Here is a 16,094-nt window from a genome sequence, read left to right as displayed (position 1 = left end):
GTAGTCGCGGCGAATCAGGAAGCGGCGGACCGCATTTCACGCATCCGTTCGAGCGTTGCCTTCACGAGCCGCATCGACAACGCCGGCGAGAGCCGCTCCAGGTACCAGAACACCTTCCACCATGCGGGCACCACGATGATCGCGTCGCCGCGCAACACGGCACGCAGCGCGCGCTCGGCGAACTTTTCGGGCGCCATCGGCCGCAACCGCTCCCACATCTTGAGGATGTCCTCGTCGCTGACGCCGGCCATCTCGGTCCGCCCGTACCGGCCGCCGGTGAGGATCGGCGTCCGGATCACGCCCGGACAGAGCACCGAGACCCGCACGCCGTGCCGCTCGGCCTCCAGGCGCAGCGCCTTCGACAGCGCGACGACCGCGTGCTTGCTGGCGGTGTAGCTGGCCTGGCCCGCGGTGGTCACCAGGCCGGCCATGGACGCGGTGTTCACGATGTGCCCGGAGTGCTGCCGGATCATGATGGGATAGACCGCCTGGATGCCGTGCACCACGCCGCGCAGGTTCACGTCGAAGACGTCGTTCCAGTCGTCGAGCGTGTACGAGTCGACCTCACCGGCGACGCCGATGCCGGCATTGTTGAACAGGTAGTCGATCCGCCCGGACTGCTCTACCGCCTCGGCGACGGCGCGTTCGACCGACGGGTAGTCGCGCACGTCGAGCTCGATCGCGTGCGCCTTGCCACCGCCATCGTTCAGACGTTGCGCCAGCTGCTGCGCCAGCTCGATCTGACGGTCGGCGATCCAGACCTCGGCGCCGCCGTCGCCCAGCCGGGTGGTCAACGCGGCCCCGATGCCGGACGCGCCGCCGGTGACGAATGCGATCTTTCCCGAAACCGTCGCCGCCATGGCGGAAGGATAAATCGCGCGCCCAAGCGGTTCCACCTTCGCGGATATGACACCGCGCGCGGTAACCTCATTCTCATGACCGACCCCAGCGTTGAAACCGAGGTGACGCGCGGCGACCGCTTCATCAAGACCGCCGTCGCGATACTGGGCGAAACCGGGCGCACCGACTTCACCGTGCAGGAGGTCGTCGCGCGCTCCAAGACCTCGTTGCGGGCCTTCTACCAGCATTTCAGCAGCAAGGACGAGCTGCTGCTGGCGCTCTTCGACAGGACCATCGCGCAATCGGCCGAGGCGTGGCGCGCCGAGACCACCGGCCTGGACAGCACCGCCGCGCTCAAGCTGGTGATCGACCGCGTCAGCCAACAGCCCGAATCGAGCACCCAGGACAGCCTGAACCGGGCGCTGAGCCTCTACAACCAGCACCTGGCCGAGACCCGACCCCGCGAATACGCCCGCGTGCTGTCCCCGTTGCATCAACTGATCCGCGACATCGTCGGGCAGGGCATCACCGAGGGCGTGTTCAACCCGGGGCTCGACGTCGGCGCCGCCGCCGCGATCGTCATGCAGACGATCGTGGGTGCGCAGCGATTGCATTGGCTGGGCAGCGAATTGAACGGAACACCGATCGACGCCGGCCAGCTGTATGACTTCTGCAGCCGCGCCCTGGGCATCCGGGAGACCGACGAGGAGTCGGGCGCGCCGTCGCTGTCGGAGCTGTTCGCGCAGATCGGCATGCGGCCGGGCTCGCGCGAGGGCGAATTCGCCATGACGATGCCGGTCAGCCCGCAGGTGGTCAACACCTCCGGCGCGCTGCAGGGCGGCTTGATTGCGACGCTCGTGGACGTGGCCGGAGGACAGTTCGGGCTGGAATACCTGCAACCGGGCACCACGATGACGACCGCGGACCTGTTCGTCCGCTACCTGCGGCCGATCCGGCAGGGCTCGGCGTTCGCGGTGCCCCGGATGCTGCGGTCCGGGCGCCGGTCGATGGTCATGCAGGTCGACATTTACGGCGACGGCGATGAACTCCTCGCCACGGCGACGGTGAACTTCGCCGTGATCGAGGGAGCGACACCGAAGCTTCCCGCCTGGCCCGACGCCTAGGCCGAGCTGCCGGGTACACGTTGTTGCGCAATGGTGGTAACGTCATTACCACAAGTTGAGAATCAAGACTTCTGCAAGGAGATCGCCGTGCCTTCTCGCGAACTTCCGTTCCCCGTGTTCGACGCCGACAACCACATGTACGAGCCGCAGGAGGCGCTGACCAAGCACCTCCCGGACAACCGCAAGAACGTCATCGACTACGTGCAGGTCCGCGGCCGCACCAAGATCGTGGTGCGCGGCCACATCAGCGAGTACATCCCCAACCCGACGTTCGAGAAGGTGGCCCGCCCGGGCGCCCAGGAGGACTACTTCCGCCACGGCGCGCAGGGCAAGTCCTACCGCGAGATCCTGGGCGAGCCGATGAAGGCCATCCCGGCCTTCCGCGAACCGGGCCCGCGGCTCGAGGTCATGGACGAGCTCGGCATCGACTACGCGCTGATGTTCCCCACCCTGGCCAGCCTGGTCGAGGAGCGCATGAAGGACGACCCGGAGATGACCCACGACGTCATCCACGCGCTCAACCAGTGGATGTACGAGACGTGGTCGTTCAACTACCAGGACCGGATCTTCGCCACGCCGGTGATCACCCTGCCCATCGTCGAGCGCGCGCTCGAAGAGCTGGAATGGGTCTTGGAGCGCGGCGCACGCACCGTGCTGGTGCGTCCGGCGCCGGTGCCGGGCTACAAGGGCAGCCGGTCGTTCGGTCTCGAGGAGTTCGACCCGTTCTGGCAGGCCTGCATCAAGGCCGAGCTGCCGGTCTCGATGCACGCCTCGGACAGCGGTTACTCCGAGTTCGCCAACGTGTGGGAGCCCGGCGACGAGTTCCTGCCGTTCAAGCCGACCGCCTTCCGCAGCCTGGTGATGGGCCACCGGCCGATCATCGACGCGATGGGCGCGCTGGTCTGCCACGGCGCGCTGTCCCGCAACCCGGAGCTGCGAATCCTGTCGATCGAGAACGGCGCCGACTGGGTGCCGGACCTGTTCAAGGGCCTCAAGGGCGTCTACAAGAAGATGCCGCAGTCGTTCAGCGAGGACCCCATCGAGGCGTTCAAGCGATGCGTGTACATCACCCCGTTCTGGGAGGACCGGTTCACCGAGATCGTCAAGATGGTGGGCACCGACCGGGTGCTGTTCGGATCCGACTGGCCGCACCCCGAGGGCCTGAAGGACCCCATCTCCTTCGTCGACGAGCTCACCGACTTCGAGCAGGACGACGTCGCCAAGATCATGGGCGGCAACCTGATGAAGCTGATGAAGGTCTCCAAGCCGGCCAAGAAGCCCGTGTCCGCCTAAACCTGCTGAGCAGACGCAAAAGTCCCCATTTCGCCCCGAAATGAGGGGCTTTTGCGTCTGCTCGCCCATAGGGTGACCGCCTCCCACACGCGGAGGCGGGCGCATTTTCGTATGCCCTGGTCAGCGGGCCCGGCTATAGACGGGCCCGCCCGCGTTGCTATAGAAAAGAATCCACGCATCACCACGGTTTCGAACATTGACGGGCATCCATCGCGGCCTCACCAGGCGGCCGACTAGGAGTGCACGATGAACCTGGCTCCCGCGGAGTCCTCCCCCACCCAGGTCATGTTGAGCCCCCGTCTGCTGTCGGAGCTCGGCGATCCGCACAGCACGTTGCGGGCGACGACGCAGCGCAGCGGGCCGGTCGTGATCGTCCGCGCGGGCGGTGAGGTCGACGCCTCCAACGAGCACATCTGGCAGCGGCTGGTCGGCGAGGCGGCGGCGGTGGCCGGCCGCCCCGGTCCGTTCGTCGTCGACGTCAACGGCCTCGGCTTCATGGCTTGCTGCGCGTTCGCCGTTTTGGCCGCCGAATCGGAGCGGTGCCGTCGTCGCGGCGTCGAGCTTCGCCTGGTGAGCGGCGACCCGAGCGTCGCCCGGGTGGTCGAAGCGTGCCATCTCGGCGACGTTTTGCCGCTGCACCCCAGCACGGACGCCGCGCTGTCCACCACGGTTCGTTAGCAAACCGATGCAGCGTTCGCTTGCCCGATTTTGGCCCGGTCCGTAGAGGAGGAACGGCCACATGGTCGCCGAAAAGGATTGGGACACAACGGTCGGGGCCGCCGAAGACGTGCGCCGGGTTTTCGAAAACGTGCCCGCGCTGCTCGTCGGCCTACAGGGCCCCGACCATCGCTTCGTGGCCGTCAACGCCGCCTACCGCGCCTTCAATCCGACCGGCAACCCGGTGGGAAAGCTTGCGCGGGAAGTCTTCCCGGAGCTGGAGGGCCAGCAGGTCTACCAGATGTTCGACCGGGTGTACCAGACGGGTGAGCCGCAATCCGGCAGCGAGTGGCGACTGCAGACCGACTACGACGGCTCGGGAATCCAGGAGCGGTTCTTCGACTTCGTCGTCACTCCCCGCCGCGGCGAGGACGGTTCGATCGAGGGCGTGCAGCTCGTCTTCGAGGATGTCACCGGCCGGGTGCGGGCGCGGCTGGCCGCCGAGACGCGCATGGCCGAGCTGTCCGAGCGGTTCCGCAACGTCCGCGACTCCGCCATCGTCATGCAGGAGGCGTTGCTGGCCCCGTCCGTGCCCGTCGTCCCCGGCGCCGACATCACCGCGCAGTACCTCGTCGCCGCCGAGGACACCGCGGCCGGCGGCGACTGGTTCGACGCGGTGGCCCTCGGGGATCGGCTGGTTCTCATCGTGGGCGACGTCGTCGGCCACGGCGTCGAGGCCGCGGCGGTGATGTCGCAATTGCGCACCGCGCTCCGGATGCAGATCCTGGCGGGCCGCACCATCGCCGAGGCGCTCGACGCCGTGGACCGCTTTCACGAGCACGTGCCGGGATCGAATTCGGCCACCATCTGCGTCGGTTCGCTCGACCACGCCACCGGGAACTTTCAGTACTGCACCGCGGGGCACCCGCCGCCGCTGCTGGTGAGCGCCGACGCGGACGCCCGATACGCGGAACCGTCGGGCGGCGGCCCGCTGGGCAGCGGAACGGGATTTCCGGTGCGCACCGAGATCCTCGACGTCGGCGACTCGGTCCTGCTGTATTCCGACGGCCTCATCGAACGTCCCGGCCGCCCGCTGGTCGCCAGCACCGCGGAATTCGCCGAACTGGCCGCCAACATCGCCGGCGGCAGCGGCGGCTTCGTCATCGATGCCGGAATGCGGCCGATCGACCGAATCTGTTCGGAGACACTCGAATTGCTGCTCCGGTCATCGGGTTACAGCGACGACGTCACGCTCCTTGCGGCGCAACGCCGTACGCCGCCGCCACCGCTGCAGATGACCGTGGATGCGACGGTGCACGCCGCACGCGCCGTCCGCTCCCGGCTTCGCGAGTGGCTGTTGGAGGTCGGCGCCGACGCCGACGACGTCTCCGACGTGGTGCACGCGATGTCGGAGTTCGTCGAGAACGCCGTCGAACACGGCTATGCCACCGAGGTTTCCGACGGCGTTGTCGTCGAGGCGTACCTGGCCGGGGACGGCAACCTGCATGCCTCGGTCAGCGACCGCGGAAATTGGAAGGACCACCGCGAAGGCGAACAGGGCCGCGGGCGCGGACTCGCGATGGCCGAAGGCCTGGTGTCCCAGGCGACCGTCACGCATGGCCCCGACGGCACGACCGCGAGCCTGACGCACCTATTGTCACGACCGGCGAACGTCGTCACCGACGCGATTGTCGGCCGCGCGAACCACCAGCGGTCGGCCGACTCCGAATTCGTCTCCATGGTCGACGAGCCGGGCCACATCGTCGTCAGCGGAGACGTCGATGCCCACACCGCGTCCATTCTGGACCGCCAGATTGCGGTCGAAAGCCGTTCCGGCGTAGCGTCTTTGACGATCGATCTGAGCGCGGTCACCCACTTGGGTTCGGCGGGCATCAGCGCGCTGGCCGCCGCGCGAGAGCGTGCGCGCCGCCAGGGTGGCGACTGTGTGCTGGTGGCCCCACCCGGAAGCCCGGCGCACCACGTCCTGTCGCTGGTCCAGATGCCCGTCGTGAGCGGCGACGCCGAGAACGTGTTCGCCGAGGACTGACTCAGCGCGCCCCGCCGTGGCGCACCTGGTTGAACGGCACCCCGCGGTCGGCGGCGTACTCTCGCGGAAAGCCCAGCACCCGTTCGCCGATGACGTTGCGGGCCATTTCCGTTGTGCCGCCGCCGATCGCGACGTTCTGCCGCGACAGATAGCGCAGCCCGGCCTGTAGCCCTTCGCCGATTTCGCCCACCACGCCGGCGGCCCCCGCGATCGCCAGCGCGGTGTCCATTTCCAGGGTCACGGTCTCGGCGTGGAACAGCCGGATGAGCGTGCCGGCGGCCGGGGGCAGCACCCCGTCGCGGACGTTGCGGTACACGTGATCGATCAGCTGTTCGGCCACCGCGCGGTGCACCAGTGCCCGGCCGGCCATCTCGTGCACGCGTTCGCTGTCGGCCTGGCCCGTCTTCTCGGCGAGCTCGGCATAGTCGACCGGGGTCGTGTGGCCTCCCTCGTGGCCGGCGCCGCTGGCGAACTCCGAGCCCTGCCCGACCGCCCGACGTTCGTGATAGAGCTGCCGCGACGCCACCGCCCAGCCGCCGTTGACCTCCCCGACGACGGCGTCGTCGCCGACGTCGACCCCGTCGAGGAACTCCTCACAGAATTCGGTGGAGCCGCTCAGCATGGTGATGCGCCGCAACGTGATTCCCGGGTGGGCGATCGGCACCAGGAACATCGTCAGGCCCTCGTGCTTGGGCACATCCCAGTCGGTGCGGGCCAGGCACAGCCCGTAGTCGGCGGCGAACGCGCTGGTGCTCCAGGTCTTGGCGCCGTTGAGCACCCAGCGGTCGCCCTGCCGTTCGGCCCGGGTGAGGACACCGGCGAGGTCCGACCCGCCGCTGGGCTCGGACAACAGCTGCACCAGAACCTCGTCGCCACGCAGCGCGGCGGCGATGTGCCGGCGCTTCTGCTCTTCGCTGCCCATGTCGAGCAGCGTGGCGCAGCAGATGGTGAACGTCGGCGTGTTGAGGATCAACGGCATCTCGTAGTTGACCGATTCCTCGTCGAACGCCTTCTGGTATTCGTAATCCAAACCCAGACCGCCGTACTCGCGGGGAAAGCAGATGCCGGCGAATCCGCCTTCGTAGAGCCGCTTTTGGAGTTCGCGGGCCCGCAGCCAGGAGCGTTCGTCGTCGCGCGGGGCGGCCGGCGGGGAGTCGGGGTCGATGGCGGGCATGTTGTCCGCCAACCACGCCCGGGCCCGGGTGGCGAACTCCGCGACGGATTCCGCGGATGCCCTGCGTTGCGCGGTCATCTCGCCGAACGACCCGCGCTCTCGGCGTGGTACACGCTGAGGTTGTGTTCCTCCGGAGTGCCGAACATGGAGCGGTACAACGCGACTCGCCTCAGGTACAGGTGCAGGTCGTGCTCCCAGGTGACGCCGATGCCGCCGTGCATCTGCACGCAGCCCTGAACGATGCGCCCGGCCATCTCCCCGACGTAGGACTTGGCGATGCTGGCCGACAGGCCGGCCGTGGCTGAGCGCGCGCCCACGTCGGCGACCGCCGCGGCCGTGGTGGCGCGGCACGCTTCCAGCCACAGCTTCATGTCGGCGAACCCGTGTTTGAGCGCCTGGTATGACGCCAGCGGACGCCCGAAGGTGTGCCGGTCGAGGGCCCACTTGACGGTGAAGTCGAACACCGTCTGCAGGATGCCGACCACCTCGGCGCACTGCAGCACCTGGGCGATCTGGCTCTGCCGCCTGATCAGTGCCGGGGTTTCGGCGGCGCTGCCCACCGCCGCCGACGGCTCGACGACCACACCGTCGAACTGCACCCGCGCGTATTGCTTGACCAGGTCGACGGACTGCTGCGGCACCACGGTGACGCCCGGTGCGTCCGTCGGGACCAGGAACTGGCGGATCTCGTCACTGTTTGAGCCGCATCGCGCGACCACCAGCAGCAACCCGCTCTGCGCGCCGGCCTCGACACGGTCCTTGGTTCCCTCGATGCGATAGCCGGACTCGGTTGGGGTGGCCATCACCGCCGACTCCAGCGGCGCCCAGCCCCGGCCGGGCTCGGAAACCGCCCAGGAGGCCACCGTGTCGCCCGACATCAACGACTCGATGGTGGCGGCGTGGCTTTGCCGGTCGGCGCAGTCGGCGAGCGCCGCGAGCACGACGCTGACCGGGTACAGCGGGCCGGGCGCGACCGTCTTGCCGAGTTGTTCGGCGACCATGGCCAGATCCGCGACGCCGCTGCCGGACACGCTGCCGCCGCCGAGCTCCTCGGGAACCAGCAGACCCGTCCACCCGAGTTCGGCGGCCCGCCGCCACCATGCAGGATCAAAGGACGCACCCGCCGCGTGCAGCTCCCGGACGTGCCGCAGCGGCGCTTCTTTCTGCAGAAAGGATTGGGTTGTCGAGGCGAAGAGTATCTTTTCGGGAGAGTCGACGGCGGTCATGGTGCCGACGGGGCCTTCCTGGGCATTCGGTCGCCGCTGCCAGGGATGCACGGTGGAAAGTGTGGGTGGATGATCATCCGCCTAATCGGTCCTCGTCGGAGTTCGCTGGAGACTCTGATGCTATCAATGAGCAATACAGTAAGAGATACCGGAGTCCAGTCGATAATGATGCTGACCAGCGGTGAGCGCGATGCCTAAGGCGAGGAAACCGCCGGAGGAATCGGCCACGTCGAAAGCCGACGCGATGGCGCTGCTCGAGGAGGCCGAGGCCGAGGCCGCCGAGGCCGAAGCGCTGGCGGCCGCCGCGCGCGCCCGCGCCCGCGCCGCCCGGCTGCGCCGCGAGGCGCTGGCCGAGGCGGAGGCGGAGTCCGAGACCGAGGCCCCGGCGGAGGCCGAGACGACTGCCGCGGCCGGCGAGGAGGAAACCCCGGACGCCGACGCGGCGGTCGAAGAAACGGAGGAAGTTTCCGACGAGACCGCCGAGGCCCCGGCGCCGGAGTCCAGGCTGGCCAGGTGGCGGCGCCGGCTGCCGTCGCTGTCCGTGACCTGGAAGGCGGCCGCGATCATCCTGATCGTCTGCTTCGCCGGGGCCAGCGGATACATGGCCTGGAAACACAATGACGCCACCCAGCGCGAGCAGCGCGCCGCGAGGTTCATCGCCGGGGCCAGGCAGGGCATCGTCAACATGACCTCGTTGGACTTCAAGAAGGCCAAGGACGATGTCCAGCGGGTGATCGACAGCTCCACCGGGCAGTTCCGGGACGATTTCCAGCAGCGCGCAAAGGATTTCGCGACGGTCGTCGAGCAGTCCAAGGTGGTCACCGAGGGAACGGTCAACGCCGCGGCCCTGGAAAACATGGACGACCACTCCGCGCAGGTGCTGGTGGCCGCGACCTCGAAGATCACCAATTCCGCAGGCGCCAAGGATGAACAGCGCGTGTGGCGGTTCCGGGTGACCGTGACCGAAGACGGCGGGCAGTACAAGATGTCGAAAGTCGACTTCGTGCTATGACAGAGCGCGACGACACCGAAACCGTCGAGGCCGAAAGGCCCGCCGAGCGAGAATCTTCCGCGCGCGGCGCCGGCCCGGCACGCCTGCTGCGCAAGGCGAAACTCTTTCCGGCGATTCTGATCGTGCTGCTGCTGATCTCCGGCGGCTCGGCGGCATGGCTGTACTTCATGCAGTACAAGCACGACCAGCAGACCAGCCCCGATGTGGCCCGGGCGGTGGTCAGCGCGGCATCGGACGGAACGGTCGCGATGCTGTCCTATTCACCCGAGTCGCTCGACAAGGACTTCGCCACCGCCAAGTCACACCTGTCCGGGGACTTCCTGAACTATTACAACCAGTTCACTCAGGACATCGTGGCTCCGGCGGCCAAGCAGAAGTCGCTGAAAACCACGGCTCACGTCATGGGGGCCGCGCTGCAGGAGCTGCATCCGGATTCGGCGGTGGTTCTGGTCTTCGTCGACCAGAGCACCACGAGCAAGGACAGGCCCGACCCGTCGCTGGATGCCAGCAACGTGCGGGTGAGCATGACGCGGGTCAACAACCACTGGCTGATAAGCAAATTCGAACCGATCTAACGACCGCCCCTACATGGCGAACACGCGGCGCAGCGTCTGCGCGTGCAGGGCCCGGTTCTCTTGGGAGACAATCCAATCCGGGACCAGCGAGTCGAAGCCGTTGAAGGTCGCCGCGATGACGTGCAACTCGGTGTGAACATAGGCGTGTAACAGCCGGTTGGCGTAGTCGATCGCCTCGTCGCGGCACGGGTCGATCTCGGAGCAGCTGATGAAGGTGGGCGGCAGGCCCTCCAGGTTCGCCCGATGCGCCGGGACGTGTTGGCCGTTGGCGGAGGCGTGACCGAGGTAGTGGTTCCATGCCCGGCTCACCGCGGGACCGTTCAGCCCCGGCGTGCGCTGGAATTCGCGCCGCGACTGGGTGGCGTCGGAGTCGAGCATCGGCTGGTGCAGGATCTGCACCAGGATCTGTGGGCCTTCGTCATCGAACATGCGCTGGGTCAGGCCCGCGACCAGCGCCGCGCCGGCGTCGCGGCCCATCACCGCGATGCGGCCGACGTCGACGTTCAGCTCGGCGCAGTTGCGGATCGCGTAGTAGAAGCCCGCCTCGACGTCGTCCAACGCCGCCGGGCAAGGGTTTTCCGGCGCCAGCCGGTAGTCGACCGATACCAGCAGGCATCCCGCGTCCCTGGCCAGCTCCACGCATCGCGCGTGGTCGGTGTCGAGGTTTCCGGTCACGAACCCGCCCCCGTGGGCGTACACCACAAGGGGCGCCCCCGAAGCGCCGTCCGAGGGACCGCGGTACAAACGGACGTTGAGCCGCGCGCCGCCCGGACCGGCGATCGATCGCGACTCGACGGCCACGCCGGCGGTGTCGACCGCCGCGGCGCGCTCGGCGGCCAACCGGTCGGCGCGTTCCCGCTCGGCGGGCAGCGTCTCGGCCTGGAATTCGACGATGCCCGACTCGATCGCCGCCTCGCGCAGCACCGGGTCGATGCGGTTAAGGCCTTGCGGCCGCGTCAGATCCGTTTGCGTCATACCCTCTCGACTTCCGCGCTCATCCTCCGGGCCCGGCACAGGGCCGCCCTTCAAGGTAGACCTACGGCGGCCGGTCCGGCCACCGACTCACCGTTCCCCGGGAAGGGCCCTGACGGTCGCGGGCAGCCCGTACAGCGCGGTGGCGTTGCCACGCATGATCCGCTCGCGCTGGTCGGCGGGAAATCGGTTGATCGCGTACGTCGGGGCGTCGTAGCTCCAGTGGGGATAGTCCGTGGAGAACATCAGGTTGTCGCCCAGGTCCATCATCTCCAGGTACTCGCGGAACTGCACGACGTCGGTGTCCTCGAGCGGCTGGGTGGTGAACCGAACGTGTTCGCGCACATAGTCCGACGGGCGGCGACGCACGTGCGGGAGGTCACCGCGGCGGGCCTCCCAGATGCGGTCCATCCGCGACATCACCGGCATCGCCCAGGTGAAGCCGCCCTCGACGAACACCACCCGCAGGTCGGGGTGGCGATCGAACGCGCCGTCGAACACCAGGCTCATCAGGTGCGAGACGTACAGCAGCGGCCAGGACGCGAAGAAGTCATGCCAGTGCGCGGGGTTGCCGACCGGATAGATCGGGATCAACTCGAAGGGCGTCTGCCCCATCAGGTGCGTGGCCACCGGCAACCCGTTGCGCGACGCGGCCTCGTAGAGCGGGTCGAAATGCGGATTGCCGAAAGGGATTCCGCGGGTCTGCGGCGTCATCAGCACCTGCGCCATGTAGGGATGTCCCGCCCACCGCTCGACCTCGCGGGCCGCCTGCTCGGGCGTTTGCGCGCTGACGCTGATCGAACCGCGCCACCGGCCGTGCCAGTTGTGCTTGTCGAGCCAGACGTCGGCGAGCCAGTCGTTGTAGGCCGACTTCAGCACGTGCTCGGCCTGCGGCAGCTGCGCGTCGCACATCGGCTCCAGCGTCGCGATGCTGACGCCGGCGTCGAGCAGCAACTGCTTGGCGGCGAAATCCGGGTCGCTGCCGGCGAATCCACCGTTCGGCGGGGCCGCGTCGAGGCGCAGCGACATGGTCTTGTACGAGTCCGGGGTGTCGTAGAAATGCGGCACCGGGGTGACCGCGTTGCCGGTCGGCCAGATCTTGTCCACCCATTCGGCCGGCGCGTAGGACTTGAGCACGTCGGCCGAGACGGGCAGCGGGTGGACATCGGTGTCGACGATGGTGACGGCGATTTCGTCCGTTTGACCGGTCGACGAGTCGACTCGCTCGATCGTCGTCATGGCACACGCTCCTCGATCCCGTAGAGCTCACTGGCATTTCGCCACAGCACCTTGTCGCGCTGGACGGCGTCGAGCCCCGCTAGCTCAGAAGCCATCACGTCCGGGGACGTGGTCGACCAGTGCGGGTAACTCGATCCGTACATCAGGAGGTCGGACTTGTTGCTGAAATCCATCCACCGCCGCATCGACCCGGTGTCGACCGGACCGTCGAACGCCGACGAGCAGAACCGGACGTGGCCGGGCAGGTACTCGCTGGGATAGCGGTCCACCCACGGCGTCTGGTCGCGCATCGACAACCAGAAGGTGTCCAGCCGCCACATCAGCGGGGTGAGGATGTCGTAGCCGCCGTCGGCGAACACGAACTTCAGGCCCGGGTGCCGGCCGAACACACCCTCGACGATGAGTGTGGCCAGGTGCACGAAGTAGTTCAGCGGCATGAACGCCGCGTATCCGGGGTAGGTGTGCGCGTGCCCGGCGAAGGTGGGCGGATAGTCGACGCCGTTGCCTCCGTTGATGTGCACCGCGACCGGCAGCCCGTGCGCGGCCGCGGCCTCCCAGATGGGCTCGAACACTGGCTTGCCGTACGGCTCGCGCGACTGCATCGGGACGCCGACCTGCACCAGCTTGGGGTGCGCGGCGAGGCGCTCGATCTCGGCGACGGCGCCCTTGGGGTCCTCGGGGTTGACGCGGATGGTGCCCAGAAAACGGTCGGTGGCGTCGGGTTCCAGCCACCGCTCGAGCAGCCAGTCGTTGACCGCGGCGCAGATCCTGCTGTTGAGCAGGTAATCGGCGATGTTTCCGCGGGTCAGCGGGTTCAGGATGGCGTAGTCGACGCCGCCGTCGAACAGATGCCGGCCGACGGTCTCGGGGTCCGATCCCGGGTAGTGCTCTCCGTACAGGTCCTGGCGGTAATCGCCGCCCGGCGCCTGGTACCACTGCTGCTCGACGTCGGGGATCGACCGCAGCTTGTGGGCGTCGGGGAGGTAGCGCCGGATCTCGGCGTTGTGGCGGAAGTGCGGTTGCACGTTGGCGTCGATGATCATGCAGTGAGGTACACCTCCCCGTCGGCGACATCGACCCGGTAGGTGCGGACGCGGCGGCGCGGATCGGCGACGTTTTTGCCCGTGGTGACGTCGAATTCCCAATTGTGCCAAGGACATCGGACGATCTGCCCGTCCCGCACCCGGCGCATCCCGTCGGGAGACTCGGGGGCCGGCTCGTTGGTGCCGCCGATCAGGCCCAGGCACAGCGGCGCGCCCTCGTGCGAGCAGTAGTTGGCGATCGCATACAGCACGCCGCGCACGTTGTACACGCCCACGCCGAACTTCCCGGCGTCGACCAGCTTCATCGCGCCGGGCGGCAGCTCGTCGAGGGAGCACACGAATCGCCGCGTGGGCATTGCCGAATCACCGCCTCCTCGACCTGCCAGGGTCAATACTGTGCCCGTTACGGTAACCACCACAAGCCGTTGGGCTTCGTTGCTATTTATACTATGATAGCGATATTCCCCTCGATCCAAACCCGCCATATCGGCTGTTCAGGAGGAGCGCTGATGACGCTCAGCACCGACCCCGGCGGCCAGGCCGTCACCCTCGACTTCACCGGCGAAACCAGCCCGTACCCGTTCTTCGAGTACATGAGGCGCACCGACCCGGTGTGGCACGGCGCCCTGGCCGACCACTCACAGATGCCCGAGGAACTCCGGCCGGCCGACGAGTGGGTGCTGTTCGGTTACGACGACCTGTTCCAGGCGTTCCGCGACGACCGCATCTTCAGCTCGCACAAATACGACGAGACCATCGGTTTGGTCATGGGCCACACCATCCTCGCGATGGGCGGCAAGGAACATCACGACCACCGCAACCTGGTGGCCAAGGCCTTTCGCGCCACCGCGCTGGAGCGCTGGGAGCCGTCGGTCATCGGACCGGTCTGCGATCGGCTGGTCGACGAGATCAAGAACGACGGTCAGGCCGACCTGGTGAAGGCGGTGACGTTCGAGTTCCCCACCCGCATCATCTCCACGCTGCTCGGACTGCCCCGCGAGGATCTCGACCTCTTCCGGCGACTGTCGCTGGACCTCATCTCGATTCCGACCGACATCGAGGCGGGGCTGAACGCGGCGAACGAGTTGCACGGCTACTTCCTCAACCAGGTCGAGCAGCGGCGCCGCAAACCCACCGACGACATCATCGGCGACCTCGTCGCGGCCGAGATCGACGGCGAGAAGCTGTCCGACGAGGCGATCATCGCGTTCCTGCGCCTGCTGCTGCCCGCCGGGCTCGAGACCACCTATCGGTCGTCGGGCAACCTGCTGTACCTGCTGCTCACCCACCCCGAGCAGTTGGCGATGGTCGCCCGGGACCGGTCCCTGATCCCCAGCGCGATCGAAGAGGGCCTGCGCTACGAAACCCCGCTGACCATGGTGATGCGGACGACGACCGAAGAAATCGAAATCGGCGGCAAGACAATCCCGGCCGACGCGCAGATCGACATGTGCATGGGCTCGGCCAACCGCGACGAGAGCCGCTGGACCGACCCGAACACCTTCGACATCACCAGGCCGCGGCAGGCCCACATCGCGTTCGCCGGTGGGATCCACATGTGCCTCGGGATGCACCTGGCGCGGCTGGAAACGCGGGTCATGCTCAACAGCCTGTTCGACCGGGTCGAGGACTTGGCGCTGGTGCCCGACGACGGAACCGGGACGGAGTCCAAGATCGTCGGGCTGACGTTCCGCTCGCCCAACAAACTTCCCGTCACCTTCCGCCCGGCCGCATGAAAACCCGAGGAGCCATCCTCCACGACGTCGGAGGCCCCTGGTCCGTAGAGGAATTCGAGCTCGATCCGCCGAAGGCCGGCGAGGTTCTGGTGGAGATGGCCGCCGCCGGGCTGTGCCACTCCGACGACCACATCCTCAAGGGCGACATGTCGGCGCCCAACGAGGTGATGCGATCGCTCGGGCTGCCGACGATGTTCCCGACGGTCGGCGGCCACGAAGGCTCCGGGACGGTTCGGGAAGTCGGGGACGGAGTCACCGATTTCGCCGTCGGCGACCACGTGGTGATGTCCTTCGTCGCCGTGTGCGGGAAGTGCCGCTGGTGCGCGAGCGGCATGGAATACATCTGCGACGTCGGCATGGGCACCATGATCCCGGGCATGCCCACCGACGGCACGTTTCGCCATCACACCAGCGATGGCCGGCCGCTCGGGCATCTGGCGAAGGTGGGAGCCTTCGCCGAACACACTGTGGTAGCGCAGAGTTCGCTGGTCAAGATCGAACCGCACCTGGCGCTGGCGCCCAGCGCGCTGCTGTCGTGCGCGATTCCGACCGGCTTCGGCTCGGTGATGAACCGCTCCAACATGAGACCGGGCGACACCGTCGTCGTGATCGGCGTCGGCGGCATCGGAACGGGCGCGATCCAGGGCGCCCGGATCGGCGGTGCCGCGCAGATCGTCGCCGTCGATCCGGTTGACTTCAAACAGAAATCGGCCCTGCAGTTCGGCGCGACGCACAGCGCCGCGACGGTCGCCGAGGCGCTGGACCTGGTGCGGGACCTGACCTACGGGGTCATGGCCGACGCCGTGGTGGTCTCGCCGTCGTTGATCACCGCCGACGACGTGCGCGATGCGGTGAAGCTCACCCGCAAGGGCGGAACCTGCGTGCTCACCGGCATGACCTCGCAGTTGACCCGGTCGGTCAACATCGACCTGCAGGAGTTCATCCTGATGAACAAGACGCTCGCCGGCACCATATTCGGTTCCTGCAACCCGAAGTCGGACATCTCCCGGCTGGCCAGGCTCTACCACACCGGGCAGCTGCAGCTCGACGAGATGATCACCAGGCGTTACCGGCTCGACGAGATCAACGACGCCTACGACGACCTGCTCAACGGCAAGATCATCAGGGGCATCATCGATTTCGGGATCGGCTGACG

The 16,094-nt window shown here is 67.7% G+C and carries 15 protein-coding genes; 8 read left to right on the top strand and 7 right to left on the bottom strand.

The genetic code is table 11. The annotated features are described in order from the left end of the window. Window positions 1–14 precede the first annotated feature (14 nt). Window positions 15–860, bottom strand: coding sequence for an SDR family NAD(P)-dependent oxidoreductase (locus tag AC5Y6X_RS11500; RefSeq protein WP_499986590.1), 846 nt, complete (start codon window positions 858–860; stop codon window positions 15–17). 75 nt (window positions 861–935) lie between these two features. On the opposite strand from AC5Y6X_RS11500, the gene AC5Y6X_RS11495 reads away from it, so the two are divergent. From AC5Y6X_RS11495 to AC5Y6X_RS11480, 4 genes are all read left to right on the top strand, one after another. After that, complete coding sequence (locus AC5Y6X_RS11495) at window positions 936–1,964, top strand: hotdog fold thioesterase (protein ID WP_324676106.1); 1,029 nt, start codon at window positions 936–938, stop codon at window positions 1,962–1,964. 87 nt (window positions 1,965–2,051) lie between these two features. Continuing rightward, a complete protein-coding gene (locus tag AC5Y6X_RS11490) occupies window positions 2,052–3,257 on the top strand; it encodes an amidohydrolase family protein (protein WP_324676108.1) in 1,206 nt (401 codons plus the stop codon). Between the two features lie 246 nt (window positions 3,258–3,503). Then, window positions 3,504–3,935 carry an anti-sigma factor antagonist gene (locus tag AC5Y6X_RS11485; RefSeq protein WP_324676110.1) on the top strand — a complete coding sequence of 144 codons (432 nt, stop codon included), beginning with the start codon at window positions 3,504–3,506 and terminating at the stop codon, window positions 3,933–3,935. Between the two features lie 61 nt (window positions 3,936–3,996). Then, window positions 3,997–5,961: a SpoIIE family protein phosphatase gene (locus AC5Y6X_RS11480; RefSeq protein WP_324676112.1), complete on the top strand. Its 1,965-nt coding sequence runs from the start codon at window positions 3,997–3,999 to the stop codon at window positions 5,959–5,961. 1 nt (window position 5,962) lies between these two features. Here the strand turns inward: AC5Y6X_RS11480 and AC5Y6X_RS11475 are convergent, their stop codons facing one another. Both AC5Y6X_RS11475 and AC5Y6X_RS11470 read right to left on the bottom strand, forming a co-directional pair. After that, a complete protein-coding gene (locus AC5Y6X_RS11475) occupies window positions 5,963–7,213 on the bottom strand; it encodes an acyl-CoA dehydrogenase family protein (protein WP_324676114.1) in 1,251 nt (416 codons plus the stop codon). Next, complete coding sequence (locus AC5Y6X_RS11470) at window positions 7,210–8,361, bottom strand: acyl-CoA dehydrogenase family protein (RefSeq protein WP_324676658.1); 1,152 nt, start codon at window positions 8,359–8,361, stop codon at window positions 7,210–7,212. Before AC5Y6X_RS11470 ends, AC5Y6X_RS11475 begins: the two co-directional genes overlap by 4 nt. A gap of 190 nt (window positions 8,362–8,551) precedes the next feature. Here AC5Y6X_RS11470 and AC5Y6X_RS11465 point away from each other — a divergent pair, with 190 nt between their 5' ends. Together AC5Y6X_RS11465 and AC5Y6X_RS11460 are read left to right on the top strand one after the other, a co-directional pair. Continuing rightward, window positions 8,552–9,373 (top strand): Rv1363c family protein, encoded by an 822-nt coding sequence (locus tag AC5Y6X_RS11465; protein WP_324676115.1) that lies wholly within the window; start codon window positions 8,552–8,554, stop codon window positions 9,371–9,373. Next, window positions 9,370–9,948, top strand: a complete 579-nt coding sequence (locus AC5Y6X_RS11460) for an Rv1363c family protein (protein WP_324676117.1) — start codon at window positions 9,370–9,372, stop codon at window positions 9,946–9,948. The genes AC5Y6X_RS11465 and AC5Y6X_RS11460 overlap by 4 nt, the downstream gene beginning before the upstream one ends. Window positions 9,949–9,957: 9 nt before the next feature. Here AC5Y6X_RS11460 and AC5Y6X_RS11455 read toward each other — a convergent pair whose 3' ends face one another. The 4 genes from AC5Y6X_RS11455 to AC5Y6X_RS11440 form a co-directional block, all read right to left on the bottom strand. Beyond that, window positions 9,958–10,923, bottom strand: coding sequence for an alpha/beta hydrolase (locus AC5Y6X_RS11455; protein WP_324676119.1), 966 nt, complete (start codon window positions 10,921–10,923; stop codon window positions 9,958–9,960). A gap of 87 nt (window positions 10,924–11,010) precedes the next feature. Then, entirely contained in the window at window positions 11,011–12,159 is a 1,149-nt protein-coding gene (locus AC5Y6X_RS11450; RefSeq protein WP_324676121.1) for an amidohydrolase family protein, read from the bottom strand. Next, window positions 12,156–13,202, bottom strand: coding sequence for an amidohydrolase family protein (locus AC5Y6X_RS11445; protein WP_499986589.1), 1,047 nt, complete (start codon window positions 13,200–13,202; stop codon window positions 12,156–12,158). Before AC5Y6X_RS11445 ends, AC5Y6X_RS11450 begins: the two co-directional genes overlap by 4 nt. Beyond that, entirely contained in the window at window positions 13,199–13,558 is a 360-nt protein-coding gene (locus AC5Y6X_RS11440) for a Rieske (2Fe-2S) protein (protein ID WP_499986588.1), read from the bottom strand. The genes AC5Y6X_RS11445 and AC5Y6X_RS11440 overlap by 4 nt, the downstream gene beginning before the upstream one ends. Before the next feature lie 153 nt (window positions 13,559–13,711). On the opposite strand from AC5Y6X_RS11440, the gene AC5Y6X_RS11435 reads away from it, so the two are divergent. Continuing rightward, window positions 13,712–14,938: a cytochrome P450 gene (locus AC5Y6X_RS11435; RefSeq protein WP_499986587.1), complete on the top strand. Its 1,227-nt coding sequence runs from the start codon at window positions 13,712–13,714 to the stop codon at window positions 14,936–14,938. Beyond that, window positions 14,935–16,092, top strand: coding sequence for a Zn-dependent alcohol dehydrogenase (locus tag AC5Y6X_RS11430; RefSeq protein ID WP_499986586.1), 1,158 nt, complete (start codon window positions 14,935–14,937; stop codon window positions 16,090–16,092). Before AC5Y6X_RS11435 ends, AC5Y6X_RS11430 begins: the two co-directional genes overlap by 4 nt. The last annotated feature ends 2 nt before the right edge of the window (window positions 16,093–16,094 follow it).

The organism is Mycobacterium sp. NGS26 (genome assembly GCF_059813025.1).
This window is presented reverse-complemented; position numbering and strand designations above follow the sequence as displayed.

What these genes read in the sequence shown, in the direction of transcription:
- AC5Y6X_RS11430 (WP_499986586.1), top strand. Translation starts at nt 14,935, where the DNA reads ATGAAAACCCGAGGAGCCATCCTCCACGACGTCGGAGGCCCCTGGTCC.
- AC5Y6X_RS11485 (WP_324676110.1), top strand. Translation starts at nt 3,504, where the DNA reads ATGAACCTGGCTCCCGCGGAGTCCTCCCCCACCCAGGTCATGTTGAGC.
- AC5Y6X_RS11475 (WP_324676114.1), bottom strand. Translation starts at nt 7,213, where the DNA reads ATGACCGCGCAACGCAGGGCATCCGCGGAATCCGTCGCGGAGTTCGCC.
- AC5Y6X_RS11450 (WP_324676121.1), bottom strand. Translation starts at nt 12,159, where the DNA reads ATGACGACGATCGAGCGAGTCGACTCGTCGACCGGTCAAACGGACGAA.
- AC5Y6X_RS11440 (WP_499986588.1), bottom strand. Translation starts at nt 13,558, where the DNA reads ATGCCCACGCGGCGATTCGTGTGCTCCCTCGACGAGCTGCCGCCCGGC.
- AC5Y6X_RS11480 (WP_324676112.1), top strand. Translation starts at nt 3,997, where the DNA reads ATGGTCGCCGAAAAGGATTGGGACACAACGGTCGGGGCCGCCGAAGAC.
- AC5Y6X_RS11465 (WP_324676115.1), top strand. Translation starts at nt 8,552, where the DNA reads ATGCCTAAGGCGAGGAAACCGCCGGAGGAATCGGCCACGTCGAAAGCC.
- AC5Y6X_RS11445 (WP_499986589.1), bottom strand. Translation starts at nt 13,202, where the DNA reads ATGATCATCGACGCCAACGTGCAACCGCACTTCCGCCACAACGCCGAG.
- AC5Y6X_RS11460 (WP_324676117.1), top strand. Translation starts at nt 9,370, where the DNA reads ATGACAGAGCGCGACGACACCGAAACCGTCGAGGCCGAAAGGCCCGCC.
- AC5Y6X_RS11495 (WP_324676106.1), top strand. Translation starts at nt 936, where the DNA reads ATGACCGACCCCAGCGTTGAAACCGAGGTGACGCGCGGCGACCGCTTC.
- AC5Y6X_RS11435 (WP_499986587.1), top strand. Translation starts at nt 13,712, where the DNA reads ATGACGCTCAGCACCGACCCCGGCGGCCAGGCCGTCACCCTCGACTTC.
- AC5Y6X_RS11470 (WP_324676658.1), bottom strand. Translation starts at nt 8,361, where the DNA reads ATGACCGCCGTCGACTCTCCCGAAAAGATACTCTTCGCCTCGACAACC.
- AC5Y6X_RS11455 (WP_324676119.1), bottom strand. Translation starts at nt 10,923, where the DNA reads ATGACGCAAACGGATCTGACGCGGCCGCAAGGCCTTAACCGCATCGAC.
- AC5Y6X_RS11500 (WP_499986590.1), bottom strand. Translation starts at nt 860, where the DNA reads ATGGCGGCGACGGTTTCGGGAAAGATCGCATTCGTCACCGGCGGCGCG.